This is a genomic window from Actinoplanes sp. NPDC051405, from assembly GCF_055586185.1.
Genome location: NZ_JBVJIR010000003.1, coordinates 402,249 through 419,235 on the forward strand (window position 1 = coordinate 402,249; position 16,987 = coordinate 419,235).

At 69.1% G+C, this 16,987-nt stretch carries 15 protein-coding genes and 3 tRNA genes; 8 read left to right on the forward strand and 10 right to left on the reverse strand.

Going from position 1 to position 16,987, the window contains the following annotated elements; translation table 11 throughout:
- The first annotated feature begins 132 nt into the window (after window positions 1-132).
- On the forward strand, window positions 133-951 hold the full coding sequence (locus tag ACZ6S4_RS09740; protein WP_465474494.1) for a ThuA domain-containing protein: 819 nt from the start codon (window positions 133-135) through the stop codon (window positions 949-951).
- A 22-nt stretch (window positions 952-973) separates the two neighbouring features.
- Here ACZ6S4_RS09740 and ACZ6S4_RS09745 read toward each other — a convergent pair whose 3' ends face one another.
- Both ACZ6S4_RS09745 and ACZ6S4_RS09750 read right to left on the reverse strand, forming a co-directional pair.
- Window positions 974-1,399: an MmcQ/YjbR family DNA-binding protein gene (locus ACZ6S4_RS09745; RefSeq protein ID WP_465474495.1), complete on the reverse strand. Its 426-nt coding sequence runs from the start codon at window positions 1,397-1,399 to the stop codon at window positions 974-976.
- A gap of 9 nt (window positions 1,400-1,408) precedes the next feature.
- The gene (locus ACZ6S4_RS09750) at window positions 1,409-2,044 is read right to left on the reverse strand and encodes a TetR/AcrR family transcriptional regulator (protein ID WP_465474496.1); all 636 of its coding nucleotides are present in this window, start codon (window positions 2,042-2,044) and stop codon (window positions 1,409-1,411) included.
- Between the two features lie 56 nt (window positions 2,045-2,100).
- On the opposite strand from ACZ6S4_RS09750, the gene ACZ6S4_RS09755 reads away from it, so the two are divergent.
- Both ACZ6S4_RS09755 and ACZ6S4_RS09760 read left to right on the forward strand, forming a co-directional pair.
- On the forward strand, window positions 2,101-2,484 hold the full coding sequence (locus tag ACZ6S4_RS09755; RefSeq protein ID WP_465474497.1) for a VOC family protein: 384 nt from the start codon (window positions 2,101-2,103) through the stop codon (window positions 2,482-2,484).
- Between the two features lie 15 nt (window positions 2,485-2,499).
- Window positions 2,500-3,327 (forward strand): alpha/beta fold hydrolase, encoded by an 828-nt coding sequence (locus ACZ6S4_RS09760; RefSeq protein ID WP_465474498.1) that lies wholly within the window; start codon window positions 2,500-2,502, stop codon window positions 3,325-3,327.
- On the opposite strand, the gene ACZ6S4_RS09765 is transcribed toward ACZ6S4_RS09760, so the two are convergent.
- Entirely contained in the window at window positions 3,328-3,525 is a 198-nt protein-coding gene (locus ACZ6S4_RS09765) for a hypothetical protein (RefSeq protein WP_465474499.1), read from the reverse strand.
- 750 nt (window positions 3,526-4,275) lie between these two features.
- On the opposite strand from ACZ6S4_RS09765, the gene ACZ6S4_RS09770 reads away from it, so the two are divergent.
- The gene (locus ACZ6S4_RS09770) at window positions 4,276-5,679 is read left to right on the forward strand and encodes a non-reducing end alpha-L-arabinofuranosidase family hydrolase (RefSeq protein ID WP_465474500.1); all 1,404 of its coding nucleotides are present in this window, start codon (window positions 4,276-4,278) and stop codon (window positions 5,677-5,679) included.
- 25 nt (window positions 5,680-5,704) lie between these two features.
- On the opposite strand, the gene ACZ6S4_RS09775 is transcribed toward ACZ6S4_RS09770, so the two are convergent.
- Together ACZ6S4_RS09775 and ACZ6S4_RS09780 are read right to left on the reverse strand one after the other, a co-directional pair.
- Window positions 5,705-6,493, reverse strand: coding sequence for a phosphotransferase (locus ACZ6S4_RS09775; protein ID WP_465474501.1), 789 nt, complete (start codon window positions 6,491-6,493; stop codon window positions 5,705-5,707).
- Between the two features lie 387 nt (window positions 6,494-6,880).
- Window positions 6,881-7,069 carry a hypothetical protein gene (locus tag ACZ6S4_RS09780; RefSeq protein WP_465474502.1) on the reverse strand — a complete coding sequence of 63 codons (189 nt, stop codon included), beginning with the start codon at window positions 7,067-7,069 and terminating at the stop codon, window positions 6,881-6,883.
- A gap of 90 nt (window positions 7,070-7,159) precedes the next feature.
- On the opposite strand from ACZ6S4_RS09780, the gene ACZ6S4_RS09785 reads away from it, so the two are divergent.
- From ACZ6S4_RS09785 to ACZ6S4_RS09795, 3 genes are all read left to right on the forward strand, one after another.
- A complete protein-coding gene (locus ACZ6S4_RS09785; RefSeq protein WP_465474503.1) occupies window positions 7,160-8,293 on the forward strand; it encodes a calcium-binding protein in 1,134 nt (377 codons plus the stop codon).
- A gap of 36 nt (window positions 8,294-8,329) precedes the next feature.
- A complete protein-coding gene (locus tag ACZ6S4_RS09790) occupies window positions 8,330-10,150 on the forward strand; it encodes a S9 family peptidase (RefSeq protein WP_465474653.1) in 1,821 nt (606 codons plus the stop codon).
- A gap of 219 nt (window positions 10,151-10,369) precedes the next feature.
- On the forward strand, window positions 10,370-11,839 hold the full coding sequence (locus ACZ6S4_RS09795; protein ID WP_465474504.1) for an Ig-like domain-containing protein: 1,470 nt from the start codon (window positions 10,370-10,372) through the stop codon (window positions 11,837-11,839).
- Between the two features lie 209 nt (window positions 11,840-12,048).
- On the opposite strand, the gene ACZ6S4_RS09800 is transcribed toward ACZ6S4_RS09795, so the two are convergent.
- From ACZ6S4_RS09800 to ACZ6S4_RS09815, 4 genes are all read right to left on the reverse strand, one after another.
- A complete protein-coding gene (locus tag ACZ6S4_RS09800) occupies window positions 12,049-14,463 on the reverse strand; it encodes a 5'-methylthioadenosine/S-adenosylhomocysteine nucleosidase family protein (protein ID WP_465474505.1) in 2,415 nt (804 codons plus the stop codon).
- A gap of 141 nt (window positions 14,464-14,604) precedes the next feature.
- Window positions 14,605-14,679, reverse strand: a tRNA-Val gene (locus ACZ6S4_RS09805).
- Window positions 14,680-14,693: 14 nt separating this feature from the next.
- Window positions 14,694-14,764: transfer RNA gene (locus ACZ6S4_RS09810), tRNA-Cys, on the reverse strand.
- Between the two features lie 37 nt (window positions 14,765-14,801).
- Window positions 14,802-14,874: transfer RNA gene (locus tag ACZ6S4_RS09815), tRNA-Gly, on the reverse strand.
- A gap of 155 nt (window positions 14,875-15,029) precedes the next feature.
- Here ACZ6S4_RS09815 and ACZ6S4_RS09820 point away from each other — a divergent pair.
- Window positions 15,030-16,214 carry a GNAT family N-acetyltransferase gene (locus ACZ6S4_RS09820; RefSeq protein ID WP_465474506.1) on the forward strand — a complete coding sequence of 395 codons (1,185 nt, stop codon included), beginning with the start codon at window positions 15,030-15,032 and terminating at the stop codon, window positions 16,212-16,214.
- Window positions 16,215-16,228: 14 nt separating this feature from the next.
- Here ACZ6S4_RS09820 and ACZ6S4_RS09825 read toward each other — a convergent pair whose 3' ends face one another.
- Window positions 16,229-16,978 (reverse strand): FAD:protein FMN transferase, encoded by a 750-nt coding sequence (locus ACZ6S4_RS09825; RefSeq protein WP_465474507.1) that lies wholly within the window; start codon window positions 16,976-16,978, stop codon window positions 16,229-16,231.
- Between the last annotated feature and the right edge of the window lie 9 nt (window positions 16,979-16,987).

A 16,987-nucleotide genomic window follows, 5' to 3' on the forward strand; every position in this document is an offset into this window, starting at 1 on the left:
ATGGACCGCGTCTTCGACCCGGACCGCCGGGCGAAGACCACCGCGGCCTGACGGCAACGCCTTCCCCGGGTGTGGCCCGAGTCATACCCTTCGATAGGAGCCCGGTACGCGCGCAAACGCTGAGGAGGGGTCATGAAAGTCGTGGTCAGGTTCGTGGTGGCGGTCATGCTGGCAGTGGGAATCGCCGGGGCGGCCGGGTCGCCTGCCGCGGCGTCCTCCGGGCATCAGAGGTTCAAAGCGCTCGTCTTCTCCAAGACAGCGGCGTTCCGGCACGACTCGATCCCGGCCGGAGTGGCCGCGATCCAGCGGCTCGGCGCCCGGCATCACTTCAAGGTGGACGCGACCGAGGACGCCTCCGTGTTCACCGACAGGAACCTCGCCCGGTACGACGTCGTGGTGTTCCTGAGCACCACCGGCGACGTCCTCGACGAGGCGCAGCAGGGCGCGTTCGAGCGTTACATCCGGGCTGGTGGGGGCTACGCGGGCATCCACGCCGCCTCCGACACCGAGTACGACTGGGCCTGGTACGGCGGCCTGGTCGGCGCGTACTTCCGCGACCACCCGGGCGCGGTCAACCCGCAGTTCCAGGTGGCCACGGTCAAGGTCCTCGGCCGTGACACTGCCGCCACCCGCCCGCTGCCGCGCCGCTGGGAACGCGAGGAGGAGTGGTACAACTTCCGTACCAACCCGCGGCACACCGTCCGCGTCCTCACCGAAGTGGACGAACGGACCTACGACCCGCGCGGCTACAGCGTCCCGGGCGGCTCACCGGGGATGGGCCGACACCACCCGATCTCCTGGTGCCAGCCGTACGACGGTGGCCGCGCCTTCTACACCGCGCTGGGGCACAAGGCCGAGTACTACAACGAGCCGCTGCTGCTCGACCACCTGCTCGGCGGGATCCGGATGGCCGCCGGCGTGGCCCGGTTCAACTGCGGCCGGGAGGACTGACCGGCGTACGTAGCCGCTCCGGTCACTGCCCGGAGCGGCTGCGCAGCCATGTCTCCCGGCGGCGCTGAGAGGCCCGCGACAGCCAGGCGTCCTGGATCACCTCGGCCAGCTCCGTACGGCTGATCTCGCCGAGCCGGCTCGCCCGGATCAGCACCGACGGGTGGCCGTTGAAGTGCGGAGTCGTGAAGAAGGGCGTCGTCTCGTCCTGGACCAGCGCCTGCTTGTCCGCGTCCGACTCCACCCAGAAGACGATCACGTCGGGATAGCGTTCGCCGGTCTCCGGGTCGACCGCGTCGGGGCGCGGGTTGCGGAAGAAGACGAACGACTTGCCGCCCACCTGATAGACCGGGTTGTCCGCCTCCGGGTCGTGGACGGTGACGTGCGGCATCGCGAGGGCTAGTTCGTGGACGTCCTCGACGCGCGCGGGACGATCGGCCGGATCAGGCACCGCCCCAGTCTAGGGCGCGAGCAGGGCGGCCGTGAGCACTGCGGCCGTTCGCTGCTGCCACTGGTCGGGGGTCCACTCGCAGACGTCGGTGAACTGCAGATACGTCTCGACGTTGCTGAGGACGAAGGCGAGGTCGCGGGCCTGCTCGACGTCGAGTCCCGGCCGCAGAGCGCCCCGCTCGGCGAGCAGCTCCACGAGAAAGCCGTGCGCCGCCCGCGTCTGCGCCTGGTTGGTGTCCCACTGGGCGGCCACCTCGGGGTCCGTCCCGGTCGCTCCGCGCAGGACCCGCATGAGCGGGACGATCCGGTCGAGGATGGTCCGGCCGGTGGCCAGCCACAATTCGATGATCCGTACGGGATCGGTCTCCTGCCGGATCTCCCGCACCCACGGCCGGTCCATCAGCGGTACGGGATCATCGTCGCCCACCGCGGCGACGTCCAGCGCCTCCTTGAGCAGCGTGCGCTTGTTGCCGAAGTGGAAGTACACGGTCTGGACCGCGACACCCGCCTGCTCGGCCACCTGATCGAGCAGCGTCGCGCCGTAGCCGTGCGCCACGAACTGCGCCGCGGCGGCCGCGATGATGCGCCGGCGGGTCGCCTGCGCTTGCTCGGCCCGGCTGACGCGGGGCTTGACAGATCCCGTCACGCGCTAGAGCCTACTCTAGTCAATTACTAGAGCCGACTCTAGCGAGTGGGGATGAGATGCCCGACCTGTCCGGCTTCCATCACGTCAAGCTCCCCGTGACCGACCTGACCCGCAGCCGCGAGTGGTACGCGTCGGTGCTCGGCCTCCGGGTCGAGATCGAGTTCGTCGAGGACGGCAGCCTGCGAGGGCTGGCCCTGGCCGACGCGAGCGGCCGGTTGCGCTTGGCGCTCCGGCTCGATCCCGTACGGGCCGAGGCACTGGCCGGCTTCGACCCGGTCGCGCTGGAGGTGCCGGAACGCGCAGACATCGAGGCGTGGCGGCGCCGCCTGGACGACCTGGGACAGCCGTACGGCGGCGTCGTCACCGGGCACAAAGGTGGCTCGGTCCTGGTCGGCCTGCACGACCCGGACGGCATCGAGATCCGGCTCTACGCCGACTGACCTGGAGGAACGACCATGATCAACGTCCACACCGACCTCACCCGGACGCTCATCGACGGCGCCGAGGTGGCCTACACCGACTCCGGCGGCGACGGCGAACCGCTGCTGCTGATCCACGGCGGCGGGCTCGCCGACTGGCTCACGCCGCTGGCCGCGACCCCCGAGCTGGCCGACCACCGGGTGATCCGCATGGTCCGCGCGGGCTACACCGGCGGCCCGCTGCCGGCCGGTCTGACGGTGGCCGACCACGCCCGCCACGCCGCCACCCTGCTCCGGCAGCTGGATGCCGCGCCCGCCCACGTCGTCGCCCACTCGTCGGGCTCGACCATCGCCCTCCAACTGGCCGTGGACGATCCGGCTGCCGTCCGTACGGTTGCTCTGTGTGAACCTCCGCTGGTCGACGCCCTGGCTGATCCGGCCGACCTGGACGCCCTGCACGCCGCCTTCGGCCCGGTGATGGGAACGGCGATGGCCGCGACCGCTCAGGGCGACCACGCGACCGCCTTCGACGCTTTCATGGCGCTGGTGTGCGGGCCGGGCTACCGGGCGGTGATGAACGACGTGCTCGGGACCGGCCTCGTCGAAGAAGCGGCGGATCGCAGCGGGGCCTTCTTCATGAGCGAGCTTCCGGCGGTCGGCGCGTGGACGTTCGATCCGGCGGTGACCCGGCCGGTCCTGCTCATCGAGGGCGCCGACAGCCCACCGCCGGTGCACCGGCTGGTCGCCCGTGTCGCCGGTCTGCTCCCGGAATCGGCGGTCGTCACCGTCGACCAGGCCAACCATTTGATGCCGCTGACCGCACCGGCCGAACTCGCGACGGTGGTCGCGCGTTTCGCGAGGTGACTATCCGGCCCGCCGGTCCCGGCGCGGGCGCTTGAGCACGATCGCCCCGCCCACGACGAGCACGATGCCGAGAACGATCCCGAAGAGGTCGGCTCGGACCACGCTGGAGACGGTCATCAGGACGCCTACGACGACCGCCGCCACGGCGACGAACTGCAGGATGTACGCGCCGACAGATTTAGCCGTGATATCCACCATGGACAGTCCGCTACCCGGCGCGCCCGTCGGTGAAACGGCAACAGCGAGCGAGGCCCGGTCCGGCGGATGTTACGCAGCCGGGCTGGTGCCTCGAGGCTGGCCTGGCCGCCCTGAACGGCGAAGTCGCCAACCTGGCCATGTACGACGGCTCGGGACCGGCCAAGGCCATCGCCGCCCGCCCGGACGACCTCGAAGCCGATTCCTGCTCGGCATGGCGGCCTCTTGGTCAATTGCCGACGCGTGTGCGGTCGATCGAGAAGACGGAATCCGGGCCGGAAAGCTGAAGGTGTCCGATGTGCACTCGTAGCTTTCCGCTCGCAGGGAGCGGGCCCACGATCATTGGGCAGTTGTCACGTTGGTCGCTATTGCGATGCCGGCCGCGATGAGAACAGAAACGGCAGCTCCCGAGGTGCGCCGATGAAGTCTCGACATGCACGCCCTCCGCGTTCGTAGAAACGGGATGTCATTGGCGGCCAGAGTGCACCAGGCCGGGTTTCGCATCGCGGAAAGTGTTATGCCGATGCCGAGTGGGGAGTCGCGTCGGCGCAGTCGCCACACACCTTGACACTCATCGATATCCATATCAGGCTGGGAGCGCTCCCAACTGTGTTTCCGCTCGGGCTGGGGCTGTTCAAGGAGTTGTGGATGAGGAAGTTCCGGCCGGCCACACCGTGCTGGTCCCGGCCGGTGCCGCCCTCCCGCCCGCAGCATCTCCACCGTCGTGTTGACCCATCCCTCAGGAGTGAACCAGTGACCAGAAGAAGATCGATCAGTGTCGGCTTGGCGTCGGCCGGTGCCGCCCTGCTGGCGTCGGCCGCGGTTGTCGTGGCGTTGCCGGCGGGTGCCGCGGCGGCGGGCTGCTCGGTGAACTACGCCGTGTCGTCGCAGTGGCAGGGCGGCTTCGGCGCCAGCGTCGGGATCACCAACCTGGGTGATCCGGTGTCCAGCTGGACGTTGACGTGGTCGTACGGCGCCGGCCAGACCGTGACGCAGGCGTGGAACACCACCCTGACCCAGAGCGGCGCGGCGGTGACCGCCAAGAACGTCAGCTACAACGGCGCGCTCGCGACCAACGGCACGGTGTCGTTCGGCTTCAACGGATCGTGGACCGGCAGCAACCCGGTCCCGGCCGGCTTCGCGCTGAACGGCGTGACCTGCACCGGCGGGACGGTACCGACGTCCCCGGCCACCACGCCACCGGGATCACCGTCCCCGACCCCGACGGTCTCACCCTCGACGCCGGGCGGTCCGTGCACGCTGCCGTCGACCTACCGCTGGACGTCGACCGGCTCACTGGCCAACCCCAGGAACGGCTGGGTCTCGCTGAAGGACTTCACCAACGTCGTCTACAACGGCAAGCACCTGGTGTACGCGTCCAACGTGTCGAACGGCTCGTACGGCTCGATGAACTTCGGTCTTTTCACGAACTGGTCCGACATGGCCTCGGCCAGCCAGAACGCGATGAGCCAGGGCACCGTGGCGCCGACGCTGTTCTACTTCGCGCCGAAGAACATCTGGGTGCTGGCGTACCAGTGGGGTCCGACCTCCTTCAGCTACAAGACGTCCACCGACCCGACCAACGCCAACGGCTGGTCCTCGGTGCAGACGCTGTTCACCGGGACGATCGCCGACGCCCCGTACGGGGTGATCGACCAGACGCTCATCGGTGACGACCAGAACATGTACCTGTTCTTCGCCGGTGACAACGGCAAGATCTACCGGGCCAGCATGCCGATCGGGAACTTCCCGGGCAGCTTCGGCGCCTCGTACACGACGATCATGAGCGACACGACGAACAACCTGTTCGAGGGCGTCGAGGTCTACAAGGTCCAGGGCCAGAACCAGTACCTGATGATCGTCGAGGCGATCGGCAGCCAGGGACGCTACTTCCGCTCGTTCACGGCCACCAGCCTCAACGGTACGTGGACCCCCCAGGCGGCGACCGAGAGCAACCCGTTCGCGGGCAAGGCGAACAGCGGTGCCACCTGGACCAACGACATCAGCCACGGTGACCTGGTCCGCAACAACCCGGACCAGACCAAGACCGTCGACCCCTGCAACCTCCAGCTGCTCTACCAGGGCAAGGACCCCAGCGCCGGCGGCGACTACAACAACCTGCCGTGGCGCCCGGGCCTGCTCACCCTCCGGCGATAGGGCTGTGACCCCGGTGGGCTCGGCGTCACGCCGAGCCCGCCGAGGGCTGCCAGAAGGTGCCGGGCAGGGCCTCGACGTCGGTCGCGGAGCGTTCGAGAAGCTCCGCGATGGGCAGCAGCGCGATCGACGCCGGATCCCCGGCGCCGGCCATGCTGCGGATCACCCCGGCCTGCCGGCGGGCCCGCTCGGGCACCACAGCACCGAACGCGAGCCGATCGCCGTCATACCCGTACGCGTCAAGCAGAAGATGGAGCCGCCGCGACCGCTCCCGAAGGTCCGGGCCGCTCAAGGCGGCGCCGTCGCGCGGCGACGCGAGCGGCACCCAGGACAGCGCGGAGAACGCCAGGTCCCACTCCCGCGAGGACGGGCCGGCGATGTCCCAGTCGCAGAATCCGACCAGCCGGTCGCCGTCGACGACCGCGTTGTAGGGAGCCGCGTCCTGGTGTCCGACAACAAGACCGGGACCCATCGCACCACCGATGAACCAGCGCTCGTCCGCCGGCGCCGTGAAGCCGGCGGTCAGGTCGTGCAGACCGCGCAGCCACCGGCCGACCTGGACCAGCATCGCATCGGCCGACGTCCAGGCGGGCGAGGGCTCCCGGTCACCGATCGTCTCTCCCGGCAGGTAGGTGAGCACCTCCCGGCCCTGATCGTCGAAGCCGAGCGCGCGCGGAGCGCCGGCAAAACCGGCATCTTCCAGATGCCGCAACACAGCATGCACGGTCGCGGTCCACGGCGAGGCCCGCTTGTGGACAAGCCCGTCGATGAGTACGGCACCAGTGGTGTTACCGCCGGGCAGGGTCTCTTCGCGCATGCACCGTCGTCTGCCGCGTTCCACAGCTGTGGCAGCAGGCCGAGCACCGCCACGCCGGCGCCGACAAGCATGGGCCGGGCCGGGACGAGGCTGCGCCACCCGTCGACGGGCTCGCGCCACACCAGTGCGGCGGCCGATGCGGTGGCGGCGGCCGCGACCGGCGCCGCGGCGGCCGCGACCGGCGCCGCGGCGGCCGCGACCGGCGCCGCGGCGGCCGCGTAGGTGATGTGGGTCTCGGTGAGGCTGCCCGATCCGCCGAAGCCCTTGATGGCGAACCAGGCCCGGATGGTGATCAGCCCGATGCCGACCAGCTGCGCGGCCACGATGGCGGCGAGCAGAGCCGCGCCTGCGTGCCGGTCGTCATGGACTCGTCGGTTCTCAGATCGCTCACCGGTGCTCACGCTGACGCTCGTGGCCCCCGATGAGCGTGATCCCGCCCAACGCCGTCAGGACATCGGCAGCCGCGATGTCGGCCCGGAAGTCGCCGGCGGCGACGCCGGCGTTCAGCAGCCGTTCGGGCCGGGCAGCCGGCGCGGGGTCGCCCCGTACGCGATCGACGCCGACAATGCGCGCCACCTCTGGAACGTCTCCCTCGAACTGACACACCGCGGTCTATGATCACGGCCCGCGCGGTATCGACGCCGCCGGCTGCCGGGGAGAGTCCACGTGAACAACGCCAACTGGGTCGCCCGTGCCGGCGCGATCCTGCTCGCCACCGTCTCGTTCGGTGCCTTCGCCCTGCCGGCGTTCGCGGCCGGGACCGACGGCGCCGCCTCCGTCTCCGGTACGACGGTGCGCTTCCACGCCGGCACCAAGGTCGCCAACCGGGTGGTGATCACCCGCAAGGGCAAGGTCGTGACCGTCGACGACCGGGTCAAAGTCAGAGCGGGCAAGGGCTGCAAGGCCGTCAAGGGCGACAGGACCAAGGTCCGCTGCACCGTCGAGAAGGGCCCGAAGCGGGTCACCGTCCGGCTCTACGACAGCAACGACTCGGTCGTGAACAACGCCGGCCTGCCGATGAGCGCCGAGGGCGGCTCCGGCAACGACCGGCTGGTCGGCGGCTCGCGCAACGACACGCTGTTCGGCATGTCCGGTGCCGACAAGCTCTACGGCCTGGCCGGCAACGACAAGCTTGACGCCGACACCGGCAACGACATGCTGTCCGGCGGTGACGGCAACGACAGCCTGGCCGGCTGGGCCGGCCGCGACATCCTGTACGGCGGCAAGGGCGACGACTCTCTCGAGGGCCTCGACGGCGACGACAAGCTGTACGGCGGCGCCGGCACGGACGGCCTCTCCGGCGGTAAGGGCCGGGACCACCTCGACGGCGGCGCCGGCAACGACGGGCTCGACGGCGACGAATCCGGGCCCTTCGTCGCCGACGTGCTCCTCGGCGGACCCGGCATCGACGCGGTCTCCTACTTCGGCCGGACCGCGGGCGTCGCGGTGGACGCGGACGGGGCCGGCAATGACGACGGCCAGGCCGGCGAGCATGACACCGTCGGCGCCGACATCGAGACCATCATCGGTGGCCGCGGCAAGGACCGGCTGACCGGGAACAATGGGTCCGGCCAGCTGCAGGGGTACGCCGGCGACGACGTGCTGCACGGCGGAGGCGGCGACGACCTGGTGGAGGGCGGGGAAGGACGGGACCAGCTGTACGGCGACGCGGGCGACGACCTGCTCTTCGGCTGGAAGGAGAAGGCGGCGGCGGACACCCTGGACGGCGGCACCAACGCTGCGACAGGCGACGAGTGCCACGCCTACAGCCCGGACACCAGCACCAACTGCGAACGCTAGTCCGCCCCGGTGGCACACACCCGGCTCACCGCCGACATGGTGGTCGACGGCCGCGTTCCGCGCGCGTTGGCGCTGTCGCCGGACGGCAGGTGGGTCGCCTACGTGGTCGCGCCGGTCGGGCGGGCCGGTGACCACCCGATCGGCGAGCTCTGGGTGGCGGCGACCGACGGCAGTGACCCGCCACGACGATTGACGGCGGGGGAGAGCAACGATGCGGCGCCGAGGTGGGCTGCTGATTCGCTAGCGGTCTACTTCCTTTCCGACCGAGCTGAGCGCGGCACGGCGCAGGTGTGCCGGGTCGGGCTGTTCGACGGAGTCGTGGAGACGCTCACGTCCTGGCCGGGTGGGGTGTCGGCTCACCTCCCACTGACCGATCCGGACCTGGTCGTCGTGATCGCGGCCTCACCTGAGGACGACGCCCGGGTCAGCCCGGACCGGTTGCGGCTGCTCGACGTTCGCAGCGGGCAGGTACGGACCCCTGACGCGTTCGGCGATCGCCATGTCGTCGAGGTGGCCCAGCGGCCCGACGACGGCATGCTGGCCGTGCTCACCTGGTCGACGCCTGAGGTGGACCCGGGTCTGCTCGAACCCGGTCTGCACCTGCTCGACCCGATCAGCGGCACGGCGCAGGATCTGGGTCGGGCTGCCGCGGACGCGTCGTCACTGGTCTGGTGGTCCGCCGAGGACGGCTGGCACCTGGCGTACCTCGCGAAGACGCCGCCGTTCCTGGTGGGTGGGCGAGCGGTTCTCGAGGTCGCCGTACCGGTGGGCGAGCACCGCAGCGTGACCGCCGGCACCACCGTCTGCCCGATCGGTCTGGTCCAGGCGGACACCGGTCCGCCGCTGGCCTTGGTCGCCGACGGCCTCGACACCGCGATCCACCGGCTGGATCCGGCCGGGCACCGCCTCGTCGAGGTGTCCCGGATCAAGGGCCACGCGACGTCGCTGACCACGAACCGGGACGGTGACGCCGTCGCGGTGGTGGTCAGCACGTCCTACGAGCCGGCCAACGTCCACGCCGGCCCGGCCGGTGGGCCACTGACCCGGCTGACCAACCTCAGGCCCGAACTGGCCAACGTCCGGTGGGGTATCCAGCAACGCTTGTCGTACAAAGCATCCGACGGGCTCGACCTCGACGGTCTGCTGATCCTGCCGCCCGGCCGATCCGGACCCTTCCCCTTGGTGACACTGGTCCACGGCGGCCCGTACGACCGGCACGCCGACCGTCTCCAACTCGGCTGGGACCCGTCCGGTCAGTGGCTGGCCGCCGCGGGATACGCGGTGTTCCTGCCGAACCCGCGCGGCGGCATGGGCCACGGCCACGACTTCGCGGTACGGGTCGCCGGGGCGGTCGGGCTGGAGGAGTGGACCGACATCTGCGCCGGTATCGACCGGCTCATCACCGACGGCGTGGCCGACCCGGACCGGCTGGGCATCGGCGGCTGGAGCCACGGCGGATTCATGGCGGCCTGGGCGGTCGGGCAGACGGACCGGTTCAAGGCTGCGGTGATGGGCGCCGGCATCAGCGACTGGGCAATGCTGGCCGCAACCGGGGAGGAGGGCCGGTTCGAGTCAGCCCTCAGCGGCAGTGACGGTTGGGAGGGGCCAGGTCCACACCGCCAGAGCCCGATCTCGTACGCCGGGGAGGTGCGCACCCCGGTGCTGATTCTGCACGGCGAGAACGACACCAACGTTCCGGTATCGCAGGCGGAGCTCTTTCATCGGGCGCTGCGCAGGTTCGGGGTGGAGCACGAGTACGTGGTCTATCCCGGGGAGAAGCACGCGATCCAGGAACGTGGTCACCAGCTTGACGTGCTGCGGCGTACCCGCGGCTGGTTCGATCGCTGGCTTGGATGACCCGGGCACCGAGCATCCGCGCAGGAGTCGCGATCGGTGCACTGACGTTGGCGGCGGTCGCGGACCGGGAGGTGGCCGGCCTGATGCGGTTGAGCGACCTTATCGCCGCAAGCCTTGCTACCGCAGCTTCCGTCTCGGCTCGGCTGCTCCGGGATCGACAGTGGGTGATCGAACCCCGTATTGTCCGGCGGCATCCATGATCACGGGGGTTCGGGCACCATGGGCAAGTTTCGTCTCATCACGGCAGCCGCGCTGGTCGTTTCGCTGGCCATGTCGACGCCGGCATTTGCCGCTGATCCGCCTGTCGATGTCGACGCACCGGTTGTCACCTCGACGGGTCTGGTGGACGGTCAGCTCGTCGGCCGGACCCAGCGGCTGCACCCGAGCTGGACCGACGACGTCGGCGTCGTCAAGGTCGAGGTCGTCCTCAACGGCGCCGTTGTGCGCAGCTACGCGCCCGGACAGTGGAACCTGGGCGTGACCCTTCCGGTGCCGGCACGGCTGCATGACGCCGACGCGGAAGTCACGATCCGGGCGTTCGACGCGGCGGGCAATCCCGGTGAGGCGACGAGCCGGGTCCACGTGGATACCGTGGCCCCGCACGCCACGCTGACGCCGCCGTTCGAGTCCATCGTCGGCGGCGTGGTCACCTTCACGGCGGTCGACACGTCGAGCGATCTTGCCCAGGTGTCGCTGTACGACCACGCGACACCTGGGGAGGCGGCGAGAGCGACGGCTGCTCCGTGGACGATCATCTGGGACACGGCGGGCCGTACCGGAATCGCGTACGTGCATTTCGAGCTCACCGACAAGGCCGGCAACGTCTCGTTCGCGTACGGTTTTTATGGCCTCGACAACACCGGCCCGACCATCACCGCCCTGCGATTCCCGTGGCAAGCGGATTACACCGTGGTGGATGGACGCGTCAGCGGCCGAAGCCGCCTGGCCGTCTCGATCGACAGCATCTCGCCGTTGGAACGGGTCGAGTGGTGGGTCGACGGGACACTGCGCTCGACGTATGTCGTGCCCTCCGATGGGTCCAGTTTCGAACCGTACTTCGACTGGGACACCGGTAAGGCGAACGGCACGGCTCAGCTGGAGGTCCGCGCCTACGACGTCCTGGGACATCGGGCGACCTTGACGCGCAGCATCGTGATGGACAACACCGGCCCGGTGATCACGGCGATCAGTCCCGGCCACCGCGCTTTGGTCCGAGGCAGCGAATTCCGCACCACCGCGAAAGGCACGGACCCGTCGGGAATCCGCGAGGCATACCTGCAGGACGCTTCCAGCGTGACCAAGGCGCCGTTCACCGTGACGGCCTCCGCCGGTAAGGACGGGACCCGCACGCTGACCTGGACGCTCACCGACCGGCTCGGTAACCGGAGCACGGCGAAACGCGCCGTCATCGTCGACAACACCAAGCCGAAGGTGAAGATCACCAAGGGCCCCGGCAACGGCGCGAAGGTCAAGAAGACCGTCAAACTCACGGTGTCCGCCACCGACCGCAACGGCATCAGCCGGGTCGAGCTGCTGATCAACGGCAAGGTCGTCGCCAAGGACACCAAGGCGGCCTTCGCCTTCTCGGTCAACCCGAAGAAATACGGCAAGAAGATCAAGGTCAAGATCCGCGGGTACGACAAAGCGGGCAACCTCACCACCACAGCAACGCGCACCTGGCGCCGCTGAACGTAGGAATCTCACTTCGGCGATGTCTCGACAAAGGTCTTCCCGGTGTCAGTCCACTGGACGGCGTCGCCCTCAGCGCGGGCGCTGGTTGCCGGACCGGACGTTCGGCGTCGTGTGGAGGAGTCCGCGCGTCCCGTCTATCCATGGTGGCGGCGGGTGGCGGTGGTGGACGGGATGCAAATCGCCGGTAGGCGTCAGCTCAACACGAGTCAGACGGTTCTGTACGGCAGGTAGGTAGAGTCGACGGTCAGAGCTCGAACGAGCGGTGCAACGAGGCGCTCGGCCACCTCGGCGGCATTGGTCGCCATGTCGGCGGTAAAAGCGACGGTTGTGCGCTCGTAGATGTCCTCGTCGTAGGGTTGCACTACGTCCTCGTCGCCGCTGCGCACGTAGTCGTAGGCGATCGCGTTCCCGATGCCGGTCAGACGGAGTCCGATGTCCCATTGCCCGTCGTATTTGGCGTAGCGCTGGGCGAGATCAGCGGCTAAGAAGAGCGCGCTGTGGACCAGACCCAGGACTAGTCCTGGAAAGATTACGGGGCGTGTTGACTGGGACCTCGGCTGGCCGACGGGGTGCCAGACGGGTCGCGCTTGGTCGGTGGCGCGGCCGCACAAGACGGTCACAGTGGCGTCCTCGCGCAATGTAAGGACGAGGAGGGTTTTCTCTTGAACGGAGCCGTTCTCTGAGACGCCGGCCGTACTGCGGATGCCGCTGCTGTCCCGTCGCCAGTGACCGGAGGAGAAGTCGGGCACGAACGGGTTCGGCTTGATGCGGACGGCGATCGCGCGTTGGACGGCCGCGTCCAGCTCTGCGGCGGCCGAGGGGGTACAGACAGCGCCTATTGCGTCGTCGGCAGTTGCCCGAGGGCTGACTACCAGGTAGAGGTGACCATTCACGCGGGCGCTCGGGTCAGGAACCGGGTCTCGAGCGGCGAGTTGATCGAGCAGATCGTGCACCGATACACGTCGTCGCACCAAGGGTTCGACCGGATGAGCCGTCGGATTTGCCGGTCCGGAGGCAACCGATGCGGATTCGGTCAGCCAAGCAGTTCGCGCCTGGTCGTAGGCCTCGGCCGTGGTAGCGGTGGCGAACCATCGGATGTCGCGGTCGATCTCCCACCACCAGTTGTCAGGCCCGCCGCCGCCGCTGCCGAACCCCCATCGCTGCACCTGCATCATTGCGTACAGTCGGCGGAGGTTCCTTCGCCTGCCTCTGACCAGCCCGAATGTCTGGGCCACCTCCTGCGATGTCAATCGCGGCGCGGCGTGCGGGTCGGTACCTGGATCGAAGGAGTTGTCCAGCTCGGCGGCCCACCGTGTGACCGTGAGGAACAATTCGATGTCGTACTCGGCTCCGTCGCACAGCGCCAGCCCTCGCAGGGTCAGCTGCATCGGATCATCTCGCATCGGGCGGGCGTTGCCACGGCGCCCGGCCATGAGCCCCGCGGGCATCGACATGACGGTGTACGCGGCATCGATGCCGTGTTGGCGAAGCGGCCGGTCGATCAGATTGAATGCGGGCCACGAGTCGTTCTGCTGGAACATCTCGGAGATCAGCTGCAGCGTCTGTCGATGCCCGGCTGTCAGTCCGGCGGGTGCGGATCCGGGTGAGGGCGCGCGGGTCGGCCCGGCCGGCTGCTTGACGACCGGCTGGAGGAGCTGCGCCAACAAGGCGAAGAGGACCTCGGCAGATGCGCGTGCTGCGAAGGCCTTGTACCGATCGTCCTTCCTCGGGTCGGCGTGGTCCGTCACGCCCTTGACCACCAGCCAGTGCGGAATGTGCTGGTGACGCGCCGCGGTCGCGAGGGTGGCCGCCTCCATCTCCAGGGCGGCGACTGAACGAACACCCATCTGGGCCAGTTGCTCCCAGGCGGCTCCGTCCTTGGCGACGCCGCTGCCGCTGGCCATCGGCCCCACCGACACGGCGAATGGCAATCGGTCGGGTCCGTCGACGTCGTTGTACCACTTTCGATCGATGAGGCTCTTGCCCTCGTCGGTCAACTCCCAGCCTTGACCGCTCCAGAGGATGAGGCCGTCGGCTTGCATCTCGGCGGTCCACGTCTCCCAGGTCTGTTGCGGGAAGTAGCGAGCTCGTGCCGGATGAGCCCGTGGCTCGTCGCCAGCTCTCAGCCGCTCCAAGAACCACAGCTTGGCTTCCTCGCGGCCTGCCTGGCCAAAGCTGGGCAGACTCGAAGGCGCGAATTCCTGGGCCGTACGCAACCAACGATCATCCAGCACAAACTGCCGGTGGTCGCCGGAGAACTCGGTCGACGTCCGCTTACCCTCGTCATACTCGTAGGCCAGCTCTGCCACGACAACGTCACCCAGCCCGACGACACTGGGATTGCCCGCGCAGACACCGCACATGGCAAGGCATTGCGGGTTCAAGCGCCCGGCCAACGCCGTCGCGGTCGGGCCTATCGAGCGGCCACCCATCCGCGTCGGCCGTGCCAAGGCAACCGACAGCGACGCTCCTGAGGAGTTCCTGATCTTGATCGTTTCGTAGGGATCAGAGCCGTCCCGGTCGTGCTGCTGCCATTCGTCGTCGTCGGCGGCCAGCGTCAGACCGACGGTGCGCGCCGCGGCGTACTCCTCGGGCAAGGCCGTGACGATGAGCACGTCCACGCTGGTCATAACACCCCTTGGCGACCTATCAGCAGCCGTCGACGTTACACCGCGCATCGCAGGCCAGGACTCTGTAAGTGGTGCAACGCAAACGGCTCGTTACCGACGAACCGATAACAAGCCGTTGACCTGCATAAACTGTGGTGGGCGATACTGGGATCGAACCAGTGACCTCTTCCGTGTCAAGGAAGCGCGCTCCCGCTGCGCCAATCGCCCTCGTTCAGATGCCGAGGTGGAGACGGGATTTGAACCCGTGTACACGGCTTTGCAGGCCGTTGCCTCGCCTCTCGGCCACTCCACCGAGCTGGCCCCGCACGTAACCTGTGGCGGCCTCTCCGAGCGGACGACGGGATTCGAACCCGCGACCCTCACCTTGGCAAGGTGATGCGCTACCAGCTGCGCTACGTCCGCTTGTCTCTCCGGCGCGTTCCCCGGCGACGGATGAAACATTAGCGGGTCCCCGGCCGCCTTGCCAAACCGGGGTCCCCCGGCGCGTCGCCCCGGCGTAATCCACAGGTAAGGAAACTGGCGAGCGCAGCCACCCCCGTACCCGCTTGGATGGGCTCATGCAGATCCGACAGGTCACCGCCGACGAGCGCACCGACACCATGTTCCCCCTGCAGACGTATGCCTTCATGCCCTCACCCTGGGCCGACGGCGACCGGGAGACCTACGCCCGCCGCATGCAGTACTACCGGACCGCCGTGAGCCTCGTCGCCGAGGAGAACGGCCAGGCGCTCGCCGGCGTCGGCGCCTTCCCGATGCGGCAGAACGTGCGCGGCACCCTGCATGACATGGCCGGTGTCGCCTCCGTGGCGACTCATCCGGCCGCCCGTCGCCGAGGCTTCGTCCGGGCGCTTCTGAGCCGCCTGCTCCGGCAGATGCGCGACCAAGGCTGCACGGTCAGCGCTCTCTACCCCTTCCGTCCGTCCTTCTACGGCCGCTACGGCTTCGTCGGTCTGCCCCGGGTGCGCACGGTCACTTTCGCGCCTGAGGGCCTCTCACACCTCCTGAAGGCCGAGCTGCCGGGCGAGGTCGAGCGCCTGCCCATGCGGGAAGCCTTCGACGACTACACGGCCCTCACGCTGCGTCTGCTGGGGGAACGGCACGGCTTCTCGGTGTTCGACGAGGTGCGCACCGCCGAGTTCCGGGACAACCCGCGCTGGGTTGCGATCGCCCGCGTCGAGGGCGAGGTCGTCGGGGCGGTGACCTACCGCATCGACCGGTTCGGCGGTGAGCTGCTGGCCGACGACCTGCTGACCACCGGTTCGCTGGGCCGGGCGCTCCTCCTGCAGTATTTCGCCCGCCACGTGGATCAGGTGGCGCGCGTGATCCTGAAGGTCGGCACGGATGAGGTGCCGGATCTGTGGGGGACCGATTTCCCGGTGCTCACCCAGGGCCGGGTCGAGCATCCCAGCCAGAACGGACCGATGGCCCGCTTGTTGTCGATGGAGGCGCTCACGGGCACCGCTACGACCGCCGAGCAGGCCATCACGATCGAGGTGGTCGACGACGACTTCATCGCGGGCCGCTACCAGTTGACCGGGGAGAGCGGGCAGCTCACCGTGGAGCCGAGCAAGAACGAGCCGCAGGCGACGGTCACCTGTGCGGGCATCTCAGCGCTCGCGTACGGGGTGCTCGACCCGATCGAGGTCGTGACCAGGGGCTTCGGGCACGTCGACGCGTCGGCGGTCGAGCCGTTGGCCGTGCTGTTCCCGAAGCGGATGCCGTACCTGTTCGCCGACTTCTGATCAGAATGATGCGGTCAGACAGCGGCGGGAAGGCCGGCGGAGCTGAATGCCCGGCCGTCGTCCGTCACCAGCGCGGAGTCGTAGCCGTCCGCCGCCAGCTTCGAGAGCCAGGCGATTCCTGCCTCGCCCATCGCCAGAGCCGCGGTCGCGTAGGCATCTGCCAGCGCCAGGTCCGGCCCGACCACGGTCACCGACCGCAGACCCCGGGCCGGGCCGCCGGTGCGGGGATTGAAGACGTGGTCACCGCGCTCGTAGGTGCCGGAGGTGGCCACCGCCTGGTCGCTCACCGCCAGGACCCAGCTGAGCTTGTCCGCCTCCCACGGGTGCCGGATGCCGACCCGCCACGGCGCTCCCGTGGCGCATCGTCCTCGGGCTCGGATGTCCCCACCGGCGTTCACACAGTGGTTCATCGAGCCGGCCTCCACCAGCCGCGCGGAGGCGATCTCCACCGACCAGCCCTTGACGTAGCCGCTCGGGTCGAGCGGGCCCGCCGCGTAGGCGTCGAAGTAGCCGTCGGTCTCGCGCCACAGGTCGGCGCACGCCTCCAGCACGTGCCGCATGTCCGCCGAGCAGTTCGCCGGGTCGATCTCCCGCCGGCGCAGCTTGCTGACCTCACTGTCCTCGCGGTATGTGCTGAACCGCCGGTCCACCTCGTGCAGCCAGCCGCACACGTCGTCGACCATCGCGCGCAGCTTCTCCGGCGGCAGATCGTCGGCCAGGTCGATGCTGACGACCGTCCCCATGACGTGCTCGGCGTGGTGCATGGCGCGGGA